Source organism: Micromonospora salmantinae, assembly GCF_022230905.1.
GTDB lineage: Bacteria > Actinomycetota > Actinomycetes > Mycobacteriales > Micromonosporaceae > Micromonospora > Micromonospora salmantinae.
In genome coordinates, this window is the sequence record NZ_JAKKFG010000019.1 from 78,498 (window position 1) to 94,688 (window position 16,191).

Here is a 16,191-nt window from a genome sequence, read left to right on the forward strand (position 1 = left end):
ACTGACACTAGTTGTCAGGGGACCCGTCCTACCGTCCCGGCATGGCATTTCGCGACAAGGATCTACGAACGCCCGGACCAGTGCTGATCGGCGGCCGGCAACTCAAGCGCTACCACATAGACCAGCCGGAGCGACCTGTCGAACCCGAGGTGGAGAAGGCCGCGTACGACCTGCTGCCCGACCTGCTGGCCGACGTCGTCGACGACGGCACCCCGGCCGCCGGGTGGGTGGTGCTGCACCGGGGCGCGGACACCGGCGCCTACCTGCTGGCGTACACGTGGGTGTGGGACAACGCGGTGGAGGTCCGTGTCGCCGCGGCCGGGCAGCCGGCGCTGGACTGTCCCGACGACGACCCGGCACACTTCGTCCACCTGCGACGCCCGGCGGTGGGCTGCGTCTGGGAGTTGGCGGTTCTGGAACACGAGCGGGCGGCCTGGGTCCGGCACATGCTGCTGCCGGAAAGTCCGAGTCTGACCGATTATCTGCGTGACACGCGAGCGGAAGGGCCGGTGGGCCGCTGATGGGCGACTTCGACTTCTTTGTGGGCACCTGGAACGTCGTCAACCGGCGGCGACGCAAGCGGCTGGTCGGCTCCGACGAGTGGGAGGAGTTCCCCGGGGTGTCGGTGGCGCACGGCTTCTTCGCCGGCGGCGGTCACTTCGACGAGATCACGTTCCCAACCAAGGGCTCCGCCGGCGCCACGATCCGGATCTTCGATCCGGCCCGGCAGGAGTGGTCGATCTACTGGATGAGCAGCGACACCGGGGTGCTGGGGCTGCCGCCGATGGTGGGCCGCTTCGTCGACGGGGTCGGCCACTTCTACGCCGACGACCAGCACGAGGGGCGCCCGGTCCGGTGCCGGTTCATCTGGTCCGGCATCAGCGCGACCACCGCCCGCTGGGAGCAGGCGTTCTCGGTCGACGGCGAGCAGACCTGGGAGACCAACTGGATCATGACCTTCACCCGAGCATCGGAGGACCGTTCCTTGTGATGGGGGTGTGGTTGACCGTCGTCTTCCGATTGCACCTGACCGGGATCTACGTCAACGATCGGGGCCGACGTCGCTGCGGCGCAACACCACGGTCAGCGCCACCAGAGCGACCAACAGGGCCGCGAGTACGTACACCGGGGCCGGACCGAGCGGTGCGAGCAGTGCCAGCAGCGCGACGACCGGGAAGGCGACGACCACCGCGCCGTGCTGCTGCCGGCGTACGTGCAGCACCCAGACCGTGAGCAGGAAGACGGCGATCGGGACGGCCACCGCGTACCCGGCGATCCTTCCCGAGATGTGCGCGAGGTGCCGTTCGTGGTCCACCGCAACGCTCAGACCCGCGCCGACCGCGGCGACCGCCGCGAAGATCAGGTAGTGGCCATAGCCCCAGACCAGCGTGTACGGCATCCGGTCGGGCGCATCGATGGGCCGGTCGAAGTAGAGCCACCACAGGGCGAACACGATCACGGTGGCCGCCGCCGCCAGCGACCAGAGGCGGCGGTCGCCGGCGTCCACTCCGGTCTGGATGGCCACCGACGTGGCCAGCACCACGTCACCGAGCACGATCAGGGTGAACAGCCCGTACCGTTCGGTGATGTGTCGCGGATGCCAGGGGGTCATGCCCGGGCGTTCGGCCACCGCCGGCACCAGCAGGTCGGCCACGACCAGCAACAGCAACGCCGCGGTCCCCCAACTGTGCGGCAGGGCCAGTCGGAGCAGCCAGCCGAGCTGGACGACGGTGACGCCGATCGCGTACCGGCGGGCCGCCGGGCGGTGCGCCGGGTCACCGGCGGCGGCCCGGCACCACTGCACGACGAGCGCGATCCGCATCACCACGTAGCCGTAGGTGATGACGCTGAAATCGCCGTCGTTGAACGCCCGAGGCACGCCGGCGGCGATGATCAACGCCCCGGCGATCTGTACCAGCGTCGCGATCCGGTAGAGGTCGTCGTCCGTGTCGTAGGCCGAGGCGAACCAGGTGAAGTTCATCCACGACCACCAGATCGCGAAGAAGACCATCAGGTACCTGGTCAGCGCGTGGCCGAGCTGATCCTCGGAGACGGCGTGGTGCAGGTTGGCGGCGGCCTGCGACACCGCCACCACGAAACACAGGTCGAAGAAGAGCTCCAGCGGCGTGGCCGTACGGTGCGGCTCGTCGCGACGGCGTGGCCGCATCGGCCGATAGAACGGCCGCACGGACCAAGGTTGGGTCACCGCAGCTCCTCAGGCCACCCGCCGGGTCAGCCGCGCCGACGGCCGTGGGTCAGCCCCTCCAGCACCAGGGTCAGCCCCGCGCCGATTAGCCAGACGTCCTTGGCCAGCCCGGCGCCCTGCTGGGTCGGGCGGATGCTGCCGGGTTCGCGCATCCCCGGCGTCTTCAGGTACAGCTGCACGAGGCCCGCGCCGAACGCGGTCAGGCCGAGCCCGACCAGGGGCGCCGGGACGAACGGCGCGATCAACGCGGCTCCCAGGGCGATCTCCGAGTACGACAGCAGCTTGGCGAAGCGCGCCGGCTCCAGCTGACCGAGCTGGGGCATGGCGGCGACGGCCATTCCGTGCAGGCCCTCCGCGGCGGTCCCCTCCAGAGTGCGCTTGCCCAGACCCGAGTTGAGGAAGTACGCGCCGATGGTGACCCGTAGCGGCAGGTGCGCGAATTTCATTGTCACTCCCGTTGGCCGTGGTCGAATGCGGCCCGCGTACCCCGCACCGCCCGCGATAACCCGCCGGCCGACTGGGCTGGCCGTGGTGGTCGCGGTAGGTTCGCCGGGGGCCCACCGCCGAGCCCGTGGCACACCCGCCCACCCCGGCACCCGGCCCCGCCGCAGACCACCAGCAGGAGGCGAAGTGAGCCAGGAAGTCCGGGGAGTCATCTCCCGCAGCAAGGGCGCGCCGGTCGAGGTCACCACCATCGTGGTGCCCGATCCCGGGCCCGGTGAGGCGATCGTCCGGATTCAGTCGTGCGGGGTCTGCCACACCGACCTGCACTACCGCGAGGGTGGCATCAACGACGACTACCCGTTCCTGCTCGGTCACGAGGCGGCGGGCATCGTGGAGCAGGTCGGCGACGGCGTCACCGACGTGGCCCCGGGCGACTTCGTGGTGCTCAACTGGCGGGCGGTCTGCGGAGTGTGCCGCGCCTGCCGTCGGGGGCGGCCCTGGTACTGCTTCAACACCCACAACGCCACCCAGCGGATGACCCTCACCGACGGCACCGAACTCGCCCCGGCGCTGGGCATCGGGGCGTTCGCCGAGAAGACCCTGGTGCACGCCGGGCAGTGCACCAAGGTCGACCCGGCGGCCCGGCCCGCCGCCGTGGGTCTGCTGGGCTGCGGGGTGATGGCCGGGCTGGGTGCGGCGATGAACACCGGAAACGTCACCCGGGGCGACTCGGTCGCGGTGATCGGCTGCGGCGGCGTCGGGGACGCGGCGGTCGCCGGTGCGGTCCTCGCCGGCGCCACCACGATCGTCGCGGTGGACACCGACAGCCGCAAGCTCGACTGGGCCCGCACGTTCGGCGCCACGCACACAGTGAACGCGTCCGAGACCGACCCGGTCGAGGCGATCCGTGCGGCCACCGGTGGCTTCGGCGCCGACGTGGTGATCGACGCGGTGGGCCGGCCGGAGACGTGGAAGCAGGCGTTCTACGCTCGCGACCTGGCCGGCACCGTGGTGCTGGTCGGCGTACCGACCCCGCAGATGCAGATCGAGTTGCCGCTGCTGGACGTCTTCGGGCGCGGCGGCGCCCTCAAGTCCAGTTGGTACGGCGACTGCCTGCCCAGCCGGGACTTCCCGATGCTCACCGAGCTGTACCTGCAGGGCCGGCTCGACCTCGACGCGTTCGTCACCGAGGAGATCGCGCTCGACCAGGTCGAGAACGCCTTCGATCGGATGCACCACGGCGACGTGCTCCGCTCGGTGGTGGTGTTCCCGTGACCGCCCGCGTCGACCATGCGGTCACCTCGGGCACGTTCTCCCTGGACGGGCAGACCTTCGACGTGGACAACAACGTCTGGGTGATCGGTGACGACCGCGAGTGCGTCGTGCTGGACGCGCCGCACGACGTGGCGGCGATCCTCGCCCTGGTGGGCGACCGGCAGGTCCGGGCGATCCTGGCCACCCACGCCCACGACGATCACGTCCGGGTGGCGCCCGAGGTGGCCGAGGCCACCGGCGCGCCGGTGCTGCTGCACGCCGCCGACCGGGTCCTCTGGGACATGGTCCACCCGCACCTGCCACCCAACGGTGAGCTGCACGACGGGCAGAGCATCGAGGTGGGCGGCACGACGCTGCGGGTTCTGCACACCCCCGGGCACAGCCCCGGGGCGTGCAGCTTCCACGCGCCGGAGCTGGGCGCGGTGTTCACGGGCGACACGCTCTTCGCTGGTGGGCCCGGCGCGACGGGCCGCTCGTACAGCGACTTCGACACCATCGTCCGGTCGATCCGCACCCGCCTGCTGACCCTTCCCGCGGACACGGTTGTGCACACCGGCCACGGCGACGACACGACGATCGGCGCGGAGGCGCCGCACCTGCAGGAGTGGCTGGACCGCGGCCACTGACGCCCTGCCGTTTGGCTGACGACTTGGTATTGGCGCGTTGGTCGACGGGCTCAGCGTCCGTCGGCCACCGGCGCGACACTAGGATCCCGCTCATGGCCGCCGACTCGCGCGCTCCCGCCGACTTGCCTGCTCCCGCCGTCCGTCAGTTGCGCCTCGTGGTGGAGGCTGCCGACCACGAGGCCGCCGTGGCGTTCTTCCGGGACGCGCTGGGCCTGCCGGAGGAGGCGGCGTTCAGCGGCGAGGGGGATGCCCGGGTGGTGATCCTGGACGCCGGCCACGCCACCCTGGAGATCGCCAACCCCGCCCAGAAACGCCTGATCGACGAGGTCGAGGTGGGTCGGCAGGTCGCGCCGCGGATCCGGGTGGCCTTCGAGGTGGACGACGCCGAGGCGACGACCGCCCGACTGGTGGCCGCCGGGGCCAGCGAGGTCGCGCCGCCGACGCGTACGCCGTGGCAGTCGCTCAACTCCCGCCTCGATGCCCCCGCCGGGCTCCAGATCACCATCTTCCAGGAACTGCTCCCGCCGGACGAGGGTGTCGGGACGCGGGATGCGGAGTCCGAAGGTGACGGCGACAACTAGGTCCGGCAACCGCTACCTCAACCGCCGTGCTGGCTTGGACGCCCACTCACGGTAGCGACAAACCGCTAGCTGCCTGCCTCCCATCACCGTGCACGGCCCCTTTGCTCTGCTTACCTATAAGCGCCACGTTCGGCGAGCTGCGGATATGCCCTTTCCGCCAGCCACGGAGGTCTCGCACCCTAGTCACGGAATGTGACCGGTGCGTATAGGTAAGCAGAGCAAAGGCTGGCGTTCGGACAGCGCCCCCGGGTTCCGAAAACACCATCCGTCACGGCTGTCTGGCCTGATGTCGGCGAAGCCTCCGTGTCCGGGTCTGCGCCGTGACCGGGACCGGGACCGGGCCAGCCTTCCGCCATTTCCGGAATGCCCGACAGGTGAACCCGGTTGTGTCCCCCGTACCGCCGGAGCCCAAACCCTCTTCCGCGGTCATCTCCCGAGAAGCGTTCACCCCGGAACGCTTCGCACGATCGAAAGGGCAACCATCGTGAAGGTCGACTTCACTCGATGGCTCCCCGCCATCGCTAAGGACTCGTACCGCAAGACCGCGCTGAGCGTGGCGGGTGTTGCTGCTCTCGGTGGTCTGGCCCTCGCGCCGACCGCGGTCGCCGCACCGGTCACCTCCGGACCGCACCAGGGCGCTGTCGCCGCCATCGACCGCGCTACCGGAAAGGCCGCCACCACGGCCCGCCAGGACGACCAGCCCGTCGAGTCGGGCCTGACCACCGGCTCCGCCACCGGCAAGCCGCCGGCCGGCAAGCCGAGCCGAGCCCAGCTGATCCCGCACGGCATCGAGGGCGCGCAGTCGCGCGTACCGCTCGACGACGCGCAGCTGGCCAACGCCCGGGCCATCGTCGACGCCGCCAAGAAGACCGGCGTCGGTGACCGGGGCGCGGTGATCGGCGTCGCCACCTCGCTGCAGGAGTCGAAGCTGTACAACCTCGGCCACCTCGGCGCGTACAACGACCACGATTCGCAGGGCCTGTTCCAGCAGCGTCCGTCGTCCGGTTGGGGCACGCCCGACCAGATCACCGACCCGGAGTACGCCGCCACGGCGTTCTTCACCGCACTCAAGAACGTCGGCGGCTGGCAGGACCTGCCGCTGACCACCGCCGCGCAGACCGTGCAGGTCTCCGCCTTCCCGTACGCGTACGCGCAGTGGGAGGAGCAGGCGGCGGACATCGTCCAGCAGCTCTGGTGACACCCACACACGAGGCCGGCCGGCTCCCTTCCACGGGAGCCGGCCGGTTCTTCGTGTCCGGGTACCTCAGCAGGCCGGGTAGAGGCGACGGGTACCGACCCCGGCCGCGTACGCGTCCCGGTCGCTGAACCGGCAGCCGTAGTCGGGTCGGGCCACCACCGCCGGGTCGGTCACTGTGTCGCCGGCCGGGCGCTTGCCGGTGCGTACCCAGGACACCAGGTCGTCCCAGGCGGCGCCGGCCTCCGCCGGAGTGAACTCGCAGTGTTGCGTGGCCCGGATGGCCCGCTGAACCACCAGCCTGCTGCGACCGTTCCGCGCCACGTCGGTGGCGTACGCCTGCTCCATGCTGAACGGTACGAACAGGTCGCCGAGGCCGTGCAGGCTGAGCACCGGCGCGGTCGGGCGGCCGGCGATGCGCGGCACCTCGGTCAGCGTCGGCAGGAGCCGCTGCCGCAGGTTCTCCGGGGCGACCCGCTGCACCGTGGCGTTGACGTTCACCGGGCTGTTCGGGGTGTAGCGGGTGAGCAGGTTGGTGGAGAGCTGGCCGGGCCGCTGCGCGGGGGAGTCGCCGCTCCCGGTGGGCACGCTGATCGAGAAGAGGAAGTCCTTCCAGACCGCGAACGCGGCGTCGGCGCCCGGACGTGGCCCACCGGAACGGTTCACCGTGATCGCCCGCAACTGCTTGCCCCGGTCCGTTGTGGTGTCCGGCCCGGTGGGGGCCAACCCGGCCAGGCCGAGCGCCACCTGGATGCGGGGCACCGCATTGGTCAGGTAGTCAGCCGGCGTGGGGTAGGCCGGCACCCCGGCGAGTGTCTGCGCGACCAGGTTGTAGTCCAGGTAGAAGTCGAGCAGCGTCTGATCACCGAGCACACCGCACATCGGCAACGCGCCGTCGTAGAAGCCGGGGTACTGCTCCAGTGAACGACCGATGACGTACCCACCCATCGACACCCCGGCGACGTAGGTGTGCTGGGGTCGGCGGACCGTCCGCCCGAAGTGGTCGGCGAGATCCTTCGTCCCCAGCACCCCGGAGCGGATGTCGAAGCCGTTCCGGTCGTACGAGGACGACGCCCAGGCGTACCCCTGCTCCAGCAGGCGCTGGCGCAGCCCGAACGCCGGCGGTTCCGGCGAGAGCACAGTGCCCTGGCCGCGGTAGCCGTGCGCCCACAACACCAGGTCGCCGTTCCACCGGGCGGGGACCTCGATGATGTACCCGGCGTGGCGGTGCACGCCCTGGCGTACCGTCGTCGGCTTGCCGCCCACGACCAGCGGCGCCAACGGCGGATTCTCGATGGTGTAGCCGGGCAGCGGCTCGCCGCCCCTCGCGTCGCGACCGGTGGCGCTGGCCGGCGCGGCACCGGCCAGCCCGACCGCGAGGGTCAGCGTCGCAGCGGCGGCGAGCAGGCGGCGGAGGGTACGAACGGGTGTGGACAGCATCAATGCTCCCCATCGGACGGTTGTCGCCCGGGGGCGACCAGCGGGACAGTTGCCTACCGGCCGGTAGCATCCTGAACCTAGAACCGCCGTCGACCAGTGTCAATGGGTTCGCTGATCAGCCGGTCAACGCGACGGTCCAGCCGTACCCGGTCGTTCGGGCCGGTGGGCCGATCGGGTTGACTTGTCGTCGTGGACGAGTCGATCTGGGCGGCGGCCCGAGCGTCACGCGGCTGGCTGGACGAGGCGAACGGCACCGGGCAGACCGAACTGACCTGCCGCATCCTCAAGCTCACCGAGGAAGCGGGCGAGGCTTCGGCTGCCTGGATCGGTCTGCTCGGGCAGAACCCGCGCAAGGGTGTCACCCACACCCGCGAGGACGTCGCGGCGGAGTTGGCCGATGTCGCCTTCACCGCGTTGGTGGCCATCGAAAGCCTCGGGCTGGACGCGCAGACGGCTCTGGACGCCTGCGCCGCAAAGGTGCGCTCCCGCCTGACCGGCCAATAACCACCCCTAGCGTGCGGGCCCCTCTCCCGGCGGTCGGCCGACCTGTGTGTGAACTTTGCCGGCACTGGGTGTTGTGCGTCGGTCGCTTCATTCGTGATCGACTCGGGTTTCGTGAAGTCGGCCGGTCCGGGCGTCCGGAATGCCGGGTGTCGTCTGGGGCGGTTTGCCCTTTGTTGGATGGTTGTGGGGTGTGGCCGGGCGCACCCGTGGGCCGGAATCATGGCCGGGCCGGGGTCGTTACACACCCTGACGATCGCAGCACCACCGACCCGCCGCCGCACCCATGGGCTGGTCGCGCAGGCCGGAATGCCAGCCTCCCCCCGGTCGTTACAGATGGACCCGGCGCCACGAGCCCCCCGCTCGCCAGGTCGCCGACCTAGACGCCCGACCGGGCGTCACCCCCAAGACTTTTCCCCTTGTTAGTGCAGCGCCGGACATGTCGGCAGCAACCTGCAGGAAGGCGGGGTGGACGAGGTGCTCATACCCATCACCGCCGTCTCCCTCTTTGGCGGTGTGGGTGTTCTACCCCCGAAGGAGCTACCCCCATGAACACGATCTTCCGTAAGAGCATGCTGTCTGTTGCTGGTCTCGCGTTCGCCGGTGGTGTGTTCGCCGGCCCGATCGCCGCCCACGCCGCTACCCCGGCCGTGGATGCCAAGGCGGTTGCGGTGGCCGTGCAGTCGGCGGCGCCGAAGCCGCAGGGCGAGCAGTCCCACATCACCCTCAACGACGAGCAGACCACCAACGTGAAGGCCATCATCGCGGCCACCAAGAAGGCCGGCCTCCCCGAGCGGGCCGCGGTCATCTCGATCGCGACGAGCCTGCAGGAGTCGAAGCTGGAGAACCTGGGTCACCTGGGTGACCGGAACGACCACGACTCGCTGGGCCTGTTCCAGCAGCGCCCGAGCTCGGGTTGGGGCACCCCGGAGCAGATCACCGACCCCGAGTACTCCACCACCGCGTTCCTCAAGGGCCTCAAGCAGGTCGACGGGTGGCAGGACATGCCGCTGACCGACGCCGCCCAGACGGTGCAGGTGTCGGCCTACCCGGACGCCTACGCCCAGTGGGAGCAGCAGGCCACCGACCTCGTCGCCCAGCACTGGAACAGCTGACCCACACCACCACAGCACCAAGCACCACCGCACGGCAACACCACCGCACGACACCGACTGCTGGCCGGCACCCGCAACCCGGGTGCCGGCCAGCGGCCTTTCTGCTCTAGCCGGTACTGGCCGCCGTTCACCAGTCGCCGTCCTCGTTCACTGGCCACTGACCGGAGTGACGTGATCGGCGCCGAGTGATCCGATCGGCCGGCGGGTACGTACCCCTGGACGGGGACCGGCGGAGGGACACAGGCATGGCCGCAGTGGGGTACGGCGCGGATCGCGAACCGGAGTCAGCGCCGGAGCCGTCCGGTGGGGCCGCACCGCGACGGTGGTCCACCGGTGTACGCCTGTTGGTGGCTGCTGCCGCCGTCGTCTTGCTCCTGGGTGCGGCAGCGGTGGCCGTGATCGTTGCCGATCCCGACCACCTCGGCATGACCTACTCCGGCCAACCCGACGGCACTCGCCCGGACGGCACTCGCCCGGACGGCACTCGCCCGGACGGCACTCGCCCGGACGGCACTGGCCCCGGTGACGGCGGCCGCCCAGGTGGCGTCGCTGACCCGGACGCGGCTGAGGGGCGCCGCGGTGGTGCGGGCGCTGCTGGCGAGCAACTGTTGACAGCGCCGCTGGCGGGTCGGCAGAAGGGCACCTTCGTGCTCGCGGATGGGCTGCACTCGTTCGAGCTGCGGGTGGCCGAGTTGGGCGATGACCTGTACCGGATCAGTACCCCGGCGGGCTCGGGCGTGGCGGGCCGACCGGCGGTGCAGGGGGAGACCGTGCGGCTCGACCTCGTGGAGTCCGGGACGCGCGGGCCACGGGCGGTGCGGGTGTTGCTCAACGAGCGGGTCGCCTGGCGTGTCCACCTCGTTGGCGGGGTGAGCAGTCAGGTGCTGGACCTGACCCGGGCCCGGCTGCTGGGCGTGGAACTCGCCGGGGGTTCCAGCCGTACCGAGATTCTCCTGCCACCGATCACCGCCGCCGGCCCCGGCAACCCCACCGGCCCGCGCTCAGACCAGCCTGCCACCATCCTGACCGTACGACTCACCGGTGGGACCAGCCAGCTCGACGTGCGGGTCCCGGGGGAGACTCCGGTACGGGTTCGGGCGGGAGCCGGCGCCGGCTCGGTGGTGGTACGCGACGACCGCTGGGATGGGGTGGCCGCGGGCTCGGTGCTGGGTACGCCGGGTTGGGACCGGTCGGCGGAGCGCCTGTACCTGGACCTGGTCGCCGGTGCCAACAGCGTGCTGGTCTCCTCCAGCAACCGGTAACCCACGCCGGGCCAGCCCACGCCGGCCAGCCGACCCTGACAACCACGGGCTGGTGAACCCGCCCGCCCTCGGCTGGAAGCACCGCGGTCGCGAATGGGCGTGCGCGTACAGTCGGGCGGTGGAGCGTACTGAATCAATGCTGGCGCAGACCCGACCGCCTGGCGTGGCCGACGTCGATCCCGGCAGTGTGTTGTTGCCTGGCCACGACGTGCCGTTGGGTCGGTACACCACGGTGCGGCGGCTGCTTCCGCAGCGCGCCCGCCGGATGGTTGGCGCGTGGTGTTTCGTCGATCATTTCGGCCCGGACGATGTGGCGCAGCGGCCCGGTATGGAGGTGCCGCCGCACCCGCACACCGGGCTGCAGACGGTGACCTGGCTGCTCGACGGCGAGATTCTGCACCGGGACAGCCTCGGCAACGTGCAGCCGATCGTGCCCGGCCAACTGAACGTGATGACCTCCGGGAACGGTATCGCCCACTCGGAGCGCTCGCCGGCCACCCATCCGCCGGTGATGCACGGTGTGCAGCTCTGGGTGGCGCTGCCGGACCCGGCGCGGGCCGGAGCGGCCGACTTCGCGCACCACGCCGACCTGCCGCGCTGGCGGGACGGCGATCTGGACGTCACAGTGCTGGTCGGCGAGTTCGCCGGGGAGCGGTCACCGGCAGTGGTGCACACCCCGCTGGTGGGGGTGCAGTTGGAGCTGCGCGGCGAGGCGCCGGCGACGATGGCGTTGCGGCCCGATTTCGAGTACGCCGTGCTGGCGATGTCCGGGTCCGCGGAGGCGGCCGGGGTCGGGTTCGAACCGGGGGCGCTGCTGTATCTGGGCTCGGGCCGCCGGGAGCTGACAGTGCGGGGCGGGGCCGGGGCCCGGTTGCTGCTGCTGGGCGGAACGCCGTTCGAGGAGCCGTTGGTGATGTGGTGGAACTTCGTGGGCCGGTCACACGAGGAGATCGCCGCCGCCCGGGAGGACTGGATGGCCGGCGACGGGCGCTTCGGTGTGGTCGCCGACGATTCGGCGCCGCCGCTGCCGGCGCCCGCCCTGCCCACGACCCGCCTCAAGGCCCGCGACCGCACCGGCGGCATGCACGGGTGACGGGCACGCGCGGCCGGTGTGTGACCCCTGGTGGCGCGGGTAGTCGCCGGCATGGCGACCAGTTTGATCACTCCGGTGGAGGACCGTAAACGTCTGGCGCGCCGGCTCGCCGGTGGCGGGCGGGGCTTCGCCGAGCAGTACGGGTTCCGGGTGACCAACAACCCGGCGAGTCTCTTCCAGGTGCTGTACCTGTCGGTGCTGCTGGCCCGTCGTGGTGACTTCCGGCGGGCGTTGGACGGGGCACGGGCGTTGCGCGACGAGGGGTGGGACAACGCGGCCCGGCTCGCGCGTTCGCTGCACGAGGACCGGGTCCGGGTGCTGCGCGCCAGCGGCCAGCGCGGTGACGTGGACGCGCTGGCCGCTGTGCTGGGTGACCTGGCCCGGACGGTGATCGAGCGGTACCGGGGTGATCTGCGCCGGCTGCGGGCGGTCGCGCACCACGACCCGGTCCGGGAGCGCGCGCTGCTGGCCGAGCTTCCGGGCGTGGACGATCAGGTCGTCGTCCTGTTTCTCCGCGAGGCGCAGGCGTTGTGGCGGGAGGTGGCCCCGGTCGCCGACCGGCGGGCGCTGGCTGCCGCGCGTCGGCTCGGGCTGGGCAGGTCGGCGGATGACCTGGCCGGCCTGGCCACTGGCGAGTCCGAGCAGTTGGCCTGGTTGGTGGGGGCGTTGGCCCGGGTCGACCTGGAGCACCGGTACGCGGAGGTGACCGGTCGGCCGTGACGTGCCCTGGCCCACACTTCCCCAAATTCTGACCAAACGGAGGATGTTCTGCCGTATGGTTGGACCCGGCAGTGCTGGCCGCTCGGTTCGAGCGGACCTCCACCGCCTGGTGACCGCGACCGGTTCGGATGCGGTTCACCGCCTGGGCAGGCTTGCGTGGCGCCCTGGGTCGCGGTTCGTGACCAGGGGCGCCCGCCTGTCCCGGCCCTTCGATCGGCCCCGCCCCGTGTCACGCTCCGGGGGTCCGGGCGGCCGGCTGAGTCCCTCTCACCGCGCCAGACCCGCCAACAGGTTCACGGTCACGGCGATGATGAACGCGCCGAACAGGTACGACACCATCGAGTGGCGCAGCACCGTACGACGCATCTCGTTGCTGGTCAGGTTGGTGTCGGAGATCTGGAACGTCGTTCCGATGGTGAACGCGACGTACGCGAAGTCGGAGTAGCGCGGCGGTTCGGGCTGGTTGAAGTTCACCCCGCCGTCCGGGCCGGTGTAGTAGATCCGGGCGTACCGGGCGGCGAACACGGTGTGCACCACGAACCAGGAGAGCACCACGCTGAGCACGCCCACGCCGCTGTGCAGCTCCCGGGCCATCCCGGGGGGCGCGCTCTGCGCGCTGGCCACGACCAACCCGACGGCCAGCAGGCTGGCCAGGCAGGCGACGAGCAGCAGGCTGTCCCGGATCGCCCGGTTCGGGTCCTCGTGGACGGCCAGTTGGGCGGTCCGCTCGGCGTCCATCGGCCAGATCTTGTGCCAGACCAGCACGAGCCAGCTCAGCGCGCCCACGTCCCAGCCGGCCAGCGCGGCGAGCGGTAGGGGCAGTAGCAGCGCGAAGACGAAGCCGGCGATGACCCCGACCACCGCCACAACGGCGAGCTGCTTCGCAGCCGGGAAACGCACGTCCGCTGGCCGGTCGGGGCCGGTCTGGGTCACTCGGGACGCTGCCGGGGCGGGGTGGTGGGCGCCACCGCCGGGTCAGATGCCGCGCAGGTGCTGCGAGACCCGGTTGTGCTTCTTGTCCCGGGCCTGCTCGGCCCGCTGGGCGGGGCCGACCTCGGGCGCCGCCTCGATCCCGGCCGACCGGGCCACCTCGGTCCCGTTGGCGTAGTCGACCGGCGGCAGGGCGCGCAGCGCCTTCAGCACGTCCGGCGGGGCACCCTCCCGTTCGGCCTCGCGGACCACGTCGTCCTTCTCGGCCGGGTAGTCCAGGCTCGACAGGTACTGCAGGACGTCGGCGTAGCTCGCCATGGCGTGGGCTCCCTCGGGCATCGATGTGGTGACGACCGGCGGCGGTTACCCGCCCGCCGGCCGGTCACGCCCGCCCGGCGCAGGAAACCGGCGCCGTTTCTCCTCGGCCGGCGCGGGTACCCGCAGACGCCGACGCGAGCAAGGGAGTACGCGATGAACTACGACACCTTCATCGACCAGGTTTCCCAGCGCACCGCCACGTCGTCCGAGCGGGCGGTCGAGCTGACCCGGGCCGTGTTGGAGACGTTCGCCGAGCGGTTGACCGGCGGTGAGGTCCTGGACCTGGCCGCCCAGTTGCCCCAACCGCTGCAACTCGTGCTCAAGCCGAGCCCGAGCACCGAGCAGGCGGACCGGTTCGGCGCTGCGGAGTTCGTCGCCCGGGTCGCGTTGCGCGCCGGTGTGCCGGAGCCCGCCGCCGAGGACGCCAGCCGGGCGGTCTTCACCACCCTGCGCGAGGCGATCACCGGCGGTGAGTTCGACGACGTGGTGACCCAACTGCCACGGGACTATCGGGGCCTGGTCGAGCAGGCGATGGCCCCGGGCGCGACGTTGCGCCGCGGCTGACAGCGCTCGTACCGGGCACACACAGCGGTTTACCAGGGCAACCAGCGATGTCCCGCTTGGCGTGGCGATTGCGCCTGACCTAACCTTGTCGTGCGAGGGGAGTACTTCCCACGAACCATTCCGGTCAGTACGGCGCGCCCGGCGCGCCTCGGGTGGTTGCCCACCAGGTGGTGGGTGAAGGAGACCTCGAACATGACGGTGTTCGAGGAGACCCCACATGAGTCAAGTGTCGTATCTGTCCGCCGCCAGTGACCTGTCGTCGGTGGGCACGCCCACGCTGTGGGCGGTCACCATCATCGGGGTCCTCCTGCTGTTGGTGCTGGACTTCCTGGTCACCCGCCGCCCGCACGAGGTGTCCATGCGGGAGGCCATCGGCTGGTCGGCGTTCTACATAGCGCTGCCGTTGGCGTTCGGCGGCTGGATCTGGTCGCGATTCGGCTCCCAGCAGGGCGTCGAATACCTGACCGGCTACCTGGTGGAAAAGTCGCTCTCGGTCGACAACCTCTTCGTCTTCATGTTGCTGTTGGCGGCGTTCGCGGTGCCGGCGGTGCTCGCCCAGCGGGTGTTGCTCTACGGCATCGCCGGCGCGCTGGTGCTGCGGGCCGTCTTCATCGCCCTCGGCGCGGCGGCGTTGCAGACCCTCGACTTCGCCTTCCTGCTCTTCGCGATCATCCTCATCGCCACAGCGGTGAAGCTGCTGCGCGATGCCATGTCCGGGCATCAGCAGGAAGTCGACATCAACAAGATGCGGTCGGTGAAGCTGCTGCGCAAGTTCATGCCGGTGGTCGACGACTACCACGGCACCAAGATGACCGTCCGACAGGGCGCGAAGCGGGCACTCACGCCGTTCGCCCTGGTGGTGGTCGCGGTGCTGGCCACCGACATCGTCTTCGCTGTCGACTCGGTGCCGGCCGTCTACGGCATCACCGAGGACCCGTACCTGGTGTTCGCCACAAACGCGTTCGCCCTGCTCGGCCTGCGGGCGCTCTACTTCGTCCTGCATGCGGCGCTGAGCCGGCTGGTGCACCTCAGCTACGGCCTGGCCATCATCCTGGCGTTCATCGGCCTCAAGCTGGGTCTGCACTGGGCGCACGGCATCTGGGACAGCGTGCCGCAGATCCCCACCCTGGCCTCGCTCGGCGTGATCATCGGTGTGCTGGTGGTGGTCACGGTGACCAGCCTGCGCTCCACCCGCGGTGGCGACCTGCCCGAGGACCGCAAGGTCGTCGCGGAACGGCACTGACCGCGACGCGCCGGCTGACGACGGGGTACGCGGGAAAGCTCCCGCCCCCACCGGCGCGGGTGGTACGACTGTGCAATGGGAATCGTGTCACCGGGCTTTCAGGGTCGGCCCCGAACGCAGGAGCCGGCCCTGCCACCCGGTCAGTATCTGACCGAGGACTTTCCGGTGCTCTCGGCCGGCCCGACGCCCCGGGTGTCACTGGACACCTGGGAGTTCGTCATCTCCGCCGAGAACGGCAGCGAACACCGGTGGTCGTGGCAGGAGCTGATGGCCCTGCCACAGGAGACGCCGATGGTGGACATCCACTGCGTCACCCGCTGGTCCAAGCTCGGCACCAACTGGCAGGGCGTCTCGCTGGACACGCTGCTCGCCGACGTCGATACGGGGGCGCACTTCGCGCTGGCGCACTCCTACGGCGGGTACACCACCAACCTGCCGCTCGACGACCTGCGCGGCGGCCGGGCCTGGGTGGTGCACACCTTCGACGGCGCCCCGCTGCCCGCTGAGCACGGCGGGCCGGCGCGACTGCTGGTGCCGCACCTGTACTTCTGGAAGTCCGCCAAGTGGGTGCGCGGCCTGCGGCTCAAGACGATGGACGAGCCCGGGTTCTGGGAGACCGCCGGGTACCACGACTACGGTGACCCGTGGCGCGAACAGCGGTACCAGGGTGACTGAGCG

18 protein-coding genes and 2 pseudogenes are annotated in these 16,191 nt (G+C 70.9%); 15 read left to right on the forward strand and 5 right to left on the reverse strand.

Going from position 1 to position 16,191, the window contains the following annotated elements:
• Positions 1-41 precede the first annotated feature (41 nt).
• Positions 42-521 (forward strand): hypothetical protein, encoded by a 480-nt coding sequence (locus PSH03_RS16310; RefSeq protein ID WP_210785119.1) that lies wholly within the window; start codon positions 42-44, stop codon positions 519-521.
• Entirely contained in the window at positions 521-991 is a 471-nt protein-coding gene (locus PSH03_RS16315) for a hypothetical protein (RefSeq protein WP_238689642.1), read from the forward strand. Before PSH03_RS16310 ends, PSH03_RS16315 begins: the two co-directional genes overlap by 1 nt.
• A gap of 51 nt (positions 992-1,042) precedes the next feature.
• Here PSH03_RS16315 and PSH03_RS16320 read toward each other — a convergent pair whose 3' ends face one another.
• Positions 1,043-2,206 carry a low temperature requirement protein A gene (locus PSH03_RS16320; protein WP_238689643.1) on the reverse strand — a complete coding sequence of 388 codons (1,164 nt, stop codon included), beginning with the start codon at positions 2,204-2,206 and terminating at the stop codon, positions 1,043-1,045.
• A gap of 26 nt (positions 2,207-2,232) precedes the next feature.
• Positions 2,233-2,652 carry a hypothetical protein gene (locus PSH03_RS16325; protein ID WP_210785122.1) on the reverse strand — a complete coding sequence of 140 codons (420 nt, stop codon included), beginning with the start codon at positions 2,650-2,652 and terminating at the stop codon, positions 2,233-2,235.
• A 184-nt stretch (positions 2,653-2,836) separates the two neighbouring features.
• Here PSH03_RS16325 and PSH03_RS16330 point away from each other — a divergent pair, with 184 nt between their 5' ends.
• From PSH03_RS16330 to PSH03_RS33165, 5 genes and pseudogenes are all read left to right on the forward strand, one after another.
• The gene (locus PSH03_RS16330; RefSeq protein WP_210785123.1) at positions 2,837-3,925 is read left to right on the forward strand and encodes an S-(hydroxymethyl)mycothiol dehydrogenase; all 1,089 of its coding nucleotides are present in this window, start codon (positions 2,837-2,839) and stop codon (positions 3,923-3,925) included.
• On the forward strand, positions 3,922-4,551 hold the full coding sequence (locus PSH03_RS16335) for an MBL fold metallo-hydrolase (protein WP_210785124.1): 630 nt from the start codon (positions 3,922-3,924) through the stop codon (positions 4,549-4,551). The genes PSH03_RS16330 and PSH03_RS16335 overlap by 4 nt, the downstream gene beginning before the upstream one ends.
• A gap of 92 nt (positions 4,552-4,643) precedes the next feature.
• Positions 4,644-5,132: a VOC family protein gene (locus PSH03_RS16340; RefSeq protein ID WP_238689644.1), complete on the forward strand. Its 489-nt coding sequence runs from the start codon at positions 4,644-4,646 to the stop codon at positions 5,130-5,132.
• Between the two features lie 484 nt (positions 5,133-5,616).
• Positions 5,617-5,809 (forward strand): annotated as a pseudogene (locus PSH03_RS33160) (hypothetical protein); the annotation flags it as partial.
• An 80-nt stretch (positions 5,810-5,889) separates the two neighbouring features.
• Positions 5,890-6,330: pseudogene (locus tag PSH03_RS33165) on the forward strand (hypothetical protein); the annotation flags it as partial.
• A 66-nt stretch (positions 6,331-6,396) separates the two neighbouring features.
• Here PSH03_RS33165 and PSH03_RS16350 read toward each other — a convergent pair.
• Positions 6,397-7,767 (reverse strand): alpha/beta hydrolase family protein, encoded by a 1,371-nt coding sequence (locus tag PSH03_RS16350; protein WP_238689645.1) that lies wholly within the window; start codon positions 7,765-7,767, stop codon positions 6,397-6,399.
• A 189-nt stretch (positions 7,768-7,956) separates the two neighbouring features.
• Here PSH03_RS16350 and PSH03_RS16355 point away from each other — a divergent pair, with 189 nt between their 5' ends.
• The 5 genes from PSH03_RS16355 (at position 7,957) to PSH03_RS16375 (ending at position 12,458) form a co-directional block, all read left to right on the forward strand.
• Positions 7,957-8,271 (forward strand): MazG-like family protein, encoded by a 315-nt coding sequence (locus tag PSH03_RS16355; protein ID WP_238689646.1) that lies wholly within the window; start codon positions 7,957-7,959, stop codon positions 8,269-8,271.
• Between the two features lie 545 nt (positions 8,272-8,816).
• On the forward strand, positions 8,817-9,383 hold the full coding sequence (locus tag PSH03_RS16360; RefSeq protein ID WP_238689647.1) for a hypothetical protein: 567 nt from the start codon (positions 8,817-8,819) through the stop codon (positions 9,381-9,383).
• A gap of 245 nt (positions 9,384-9,628) precedes the next feature.
• Complete coding sequence (locus PSH03_RS16365) at positions 9,629-10,645, forward strand: hypothetical protein (RefSeq protein ID WP_238689648.1); 1,017 nt, start codon at positions 9,629-9,631, stop codon at positions 10,643-10,645.
• A 118-nt stretch (positions 10,646-10,763) separates the two neighbouring features.
• Positions 10,764-11,738: a pirin family protein gene (locus PSH03_RS16370; RefSeq protein WP_210785129.1), complete on the forward strand. Its 975-nt coding sequence runs from the start codon at positions 10,764-10,766 to the stop codon at positions 11,736-11,738.
• 51 nt (positions 11,739-11,789) lie between these two features.
• On the forward strand, positions 11,790-12,458 hold the full coding sequence (locus tag PSH03_RS16375; protein WP_238689649.1) for a hypothetical protein: 669 nt from the start codon (positions 11,790-11,792) through the stop codon (positions 12,456-12,458).
• A gap of 267 nt (positions 12,459-12,725) precedes the next feature.
• Here PSH03_RS16375 and PSH03_RS16380 read toward each other — a convergent pair whose 3' ends face one another.
• Positions 12,726-13,391: a DUF1345 domain-containing protein gene (locus PSH03_RS16380; protein WP_210785131.1), complete on the reverse strand. Its 666-nt coding sequence runs from the start codon at positions 13,389-13,391 to the stop codon at positions 12,726-12,728.
• A 42-nt stretch (positions 13,392-13,433) separates the two neighbouring features.
• A complete protein-coding gene (locus tag PSH03_RS16385) occupies positions 13,434-13,706 on the reverse strand; it encodes a DUF2795 domain-containing protein (RefSeq protein ID WP_030332551.1) in 273 nt (90 codons plus the stop codon).
• A gap of 153 nt (positions 13,707-13,859) precedes the next feature.
• Between PSH03_RS16385 and PSH03_RS16390 the strand changes: the two genes are divergently transcribed.
• The 3 genes from PSH03_RS16390 to PSH03_RS16400 all read left to right on the forward strand — a co-directional run bounded on the left by PSH03_RS16390 (position 13,860) and on the right by PSH03_RS16400 (position 16,188).
• Positions 13,860-14,270: a DUF2267 domain-containing protein gene (locus PSH03_RS16390; protein ID WP_238660011.1), complete on the forward strand. Its 411-nt coding sequence runs from the start codon at positions 13,860-13,862 to the stop codon at positions 14,268-14,270.
• Between the two features lie 217 nt (positions 14,271-14,487).
• A complete protein-coding gene (locus PSH03_RS16395) occupies positions 14,488-15,513 on the forward strand; it encodes a TerC/Alx family metal homeostasis membrane protein (protein WP_210785133.1) in 1,026 nt (341 codons plus the stop codon).
• A 75-nt stretch (positions 15,514-15,588) separates the two neighbouring features.
• Positions 15,589-16,188 (forward strand): sulfite oxidase-like oxidoreductase, encoded by a 600-nt coding sequence (locus tag PSH03_RS16400; RefSeq protein WP_210785134.1) that lies wholly within the window; start codon positions 15,589-15,591, stop codon positions 16,186-16,188.
• Positions 16,189-16,191 lie beyond the last annotated feature (3 nt).

Coding starts and splice junctions, on each gene's coding strand:
- PSH03_RS16375 (WP_238689649.1), top strand. CDS start 11,790: ATGGCGACCAGTTTGATCACTCCGGTGGAGGACCGTAAACGTCTGGCG.
- PSH03_RS16390 (WP_238660011.1), top strand. CDS start 13,860: ATGAACTACGACACCTTCATCGACCAGGTTTCCCAGCGCACCGCCACG.
- PSH03_RS16360 (WP_238689647.1), top strand. CDS start 8,817: ATGAACACGATCTTCCGTAAGAGCATGCTGTCTGTTGCTGGTCTCGCG.
- PSH03_RS16385 (WP_030332551.1), bottom strand. CDS start 13,706: ATGGCGAGCTACGCCGACGTCCTGCAGTACCTGTCGAGCCTGGACTAC.
- PSH03_RS16340 (WP_238689644.1), top strand. CDS start 4,644: ATGGCCGCCGACTCGCGCGCTCCCGCCGACTTGCCTGCTCCCGCCGTC.
- PSH03_RS16365 (WP_238689648.1), top strand. CDS start 9,629: ATGGCCGCAGTGGGGTACGGCGCGGATCGCGAACCGGAGTCAGCGCCG.
- PSH03_RS16400 (WP_210785134.1), top strand. CDS start 15,589: ATGGGAATCGTGTCACCGGGCTTTCAGGGTCGGCCCCGAACGCAGGAG.
- PSH03_RS16315 (WP_238689642.1), top strand. CDS start 521: ATGGGCGACTTCGACTTCTTTGTGGGCACCTGGAACGTCGTCAACCGG.
- PSH03_RS16325 (WP_210785122.1), bottom strand. CDS start 2,652: ATGAAATTCGCGCACCTGCCGCTACGGGTCACCATCGGCGCGTACTTC.
- PSH03_RS16350 (WP_238689645.1), bottom strand. CDS start 7,767: ATGCTGTCCACACCCGTTCGTACCCTCCGCCGCCTGCTCGCCGCCGCT.
- PSH03_RS16310 (WP_210785119.1), top strand. CDS start 42: ATGGCATTTCGCGACAAGGATCTACGAACGCCCGGACCAGTGCTGATC.
- PSH03_RS16395 (WP_210785133.1), top strand. CDS start 14,488: ATGAGTCAAGTGTCGTATCTGTCCGCCGCCAGTGACCTGTCGTCGGTG.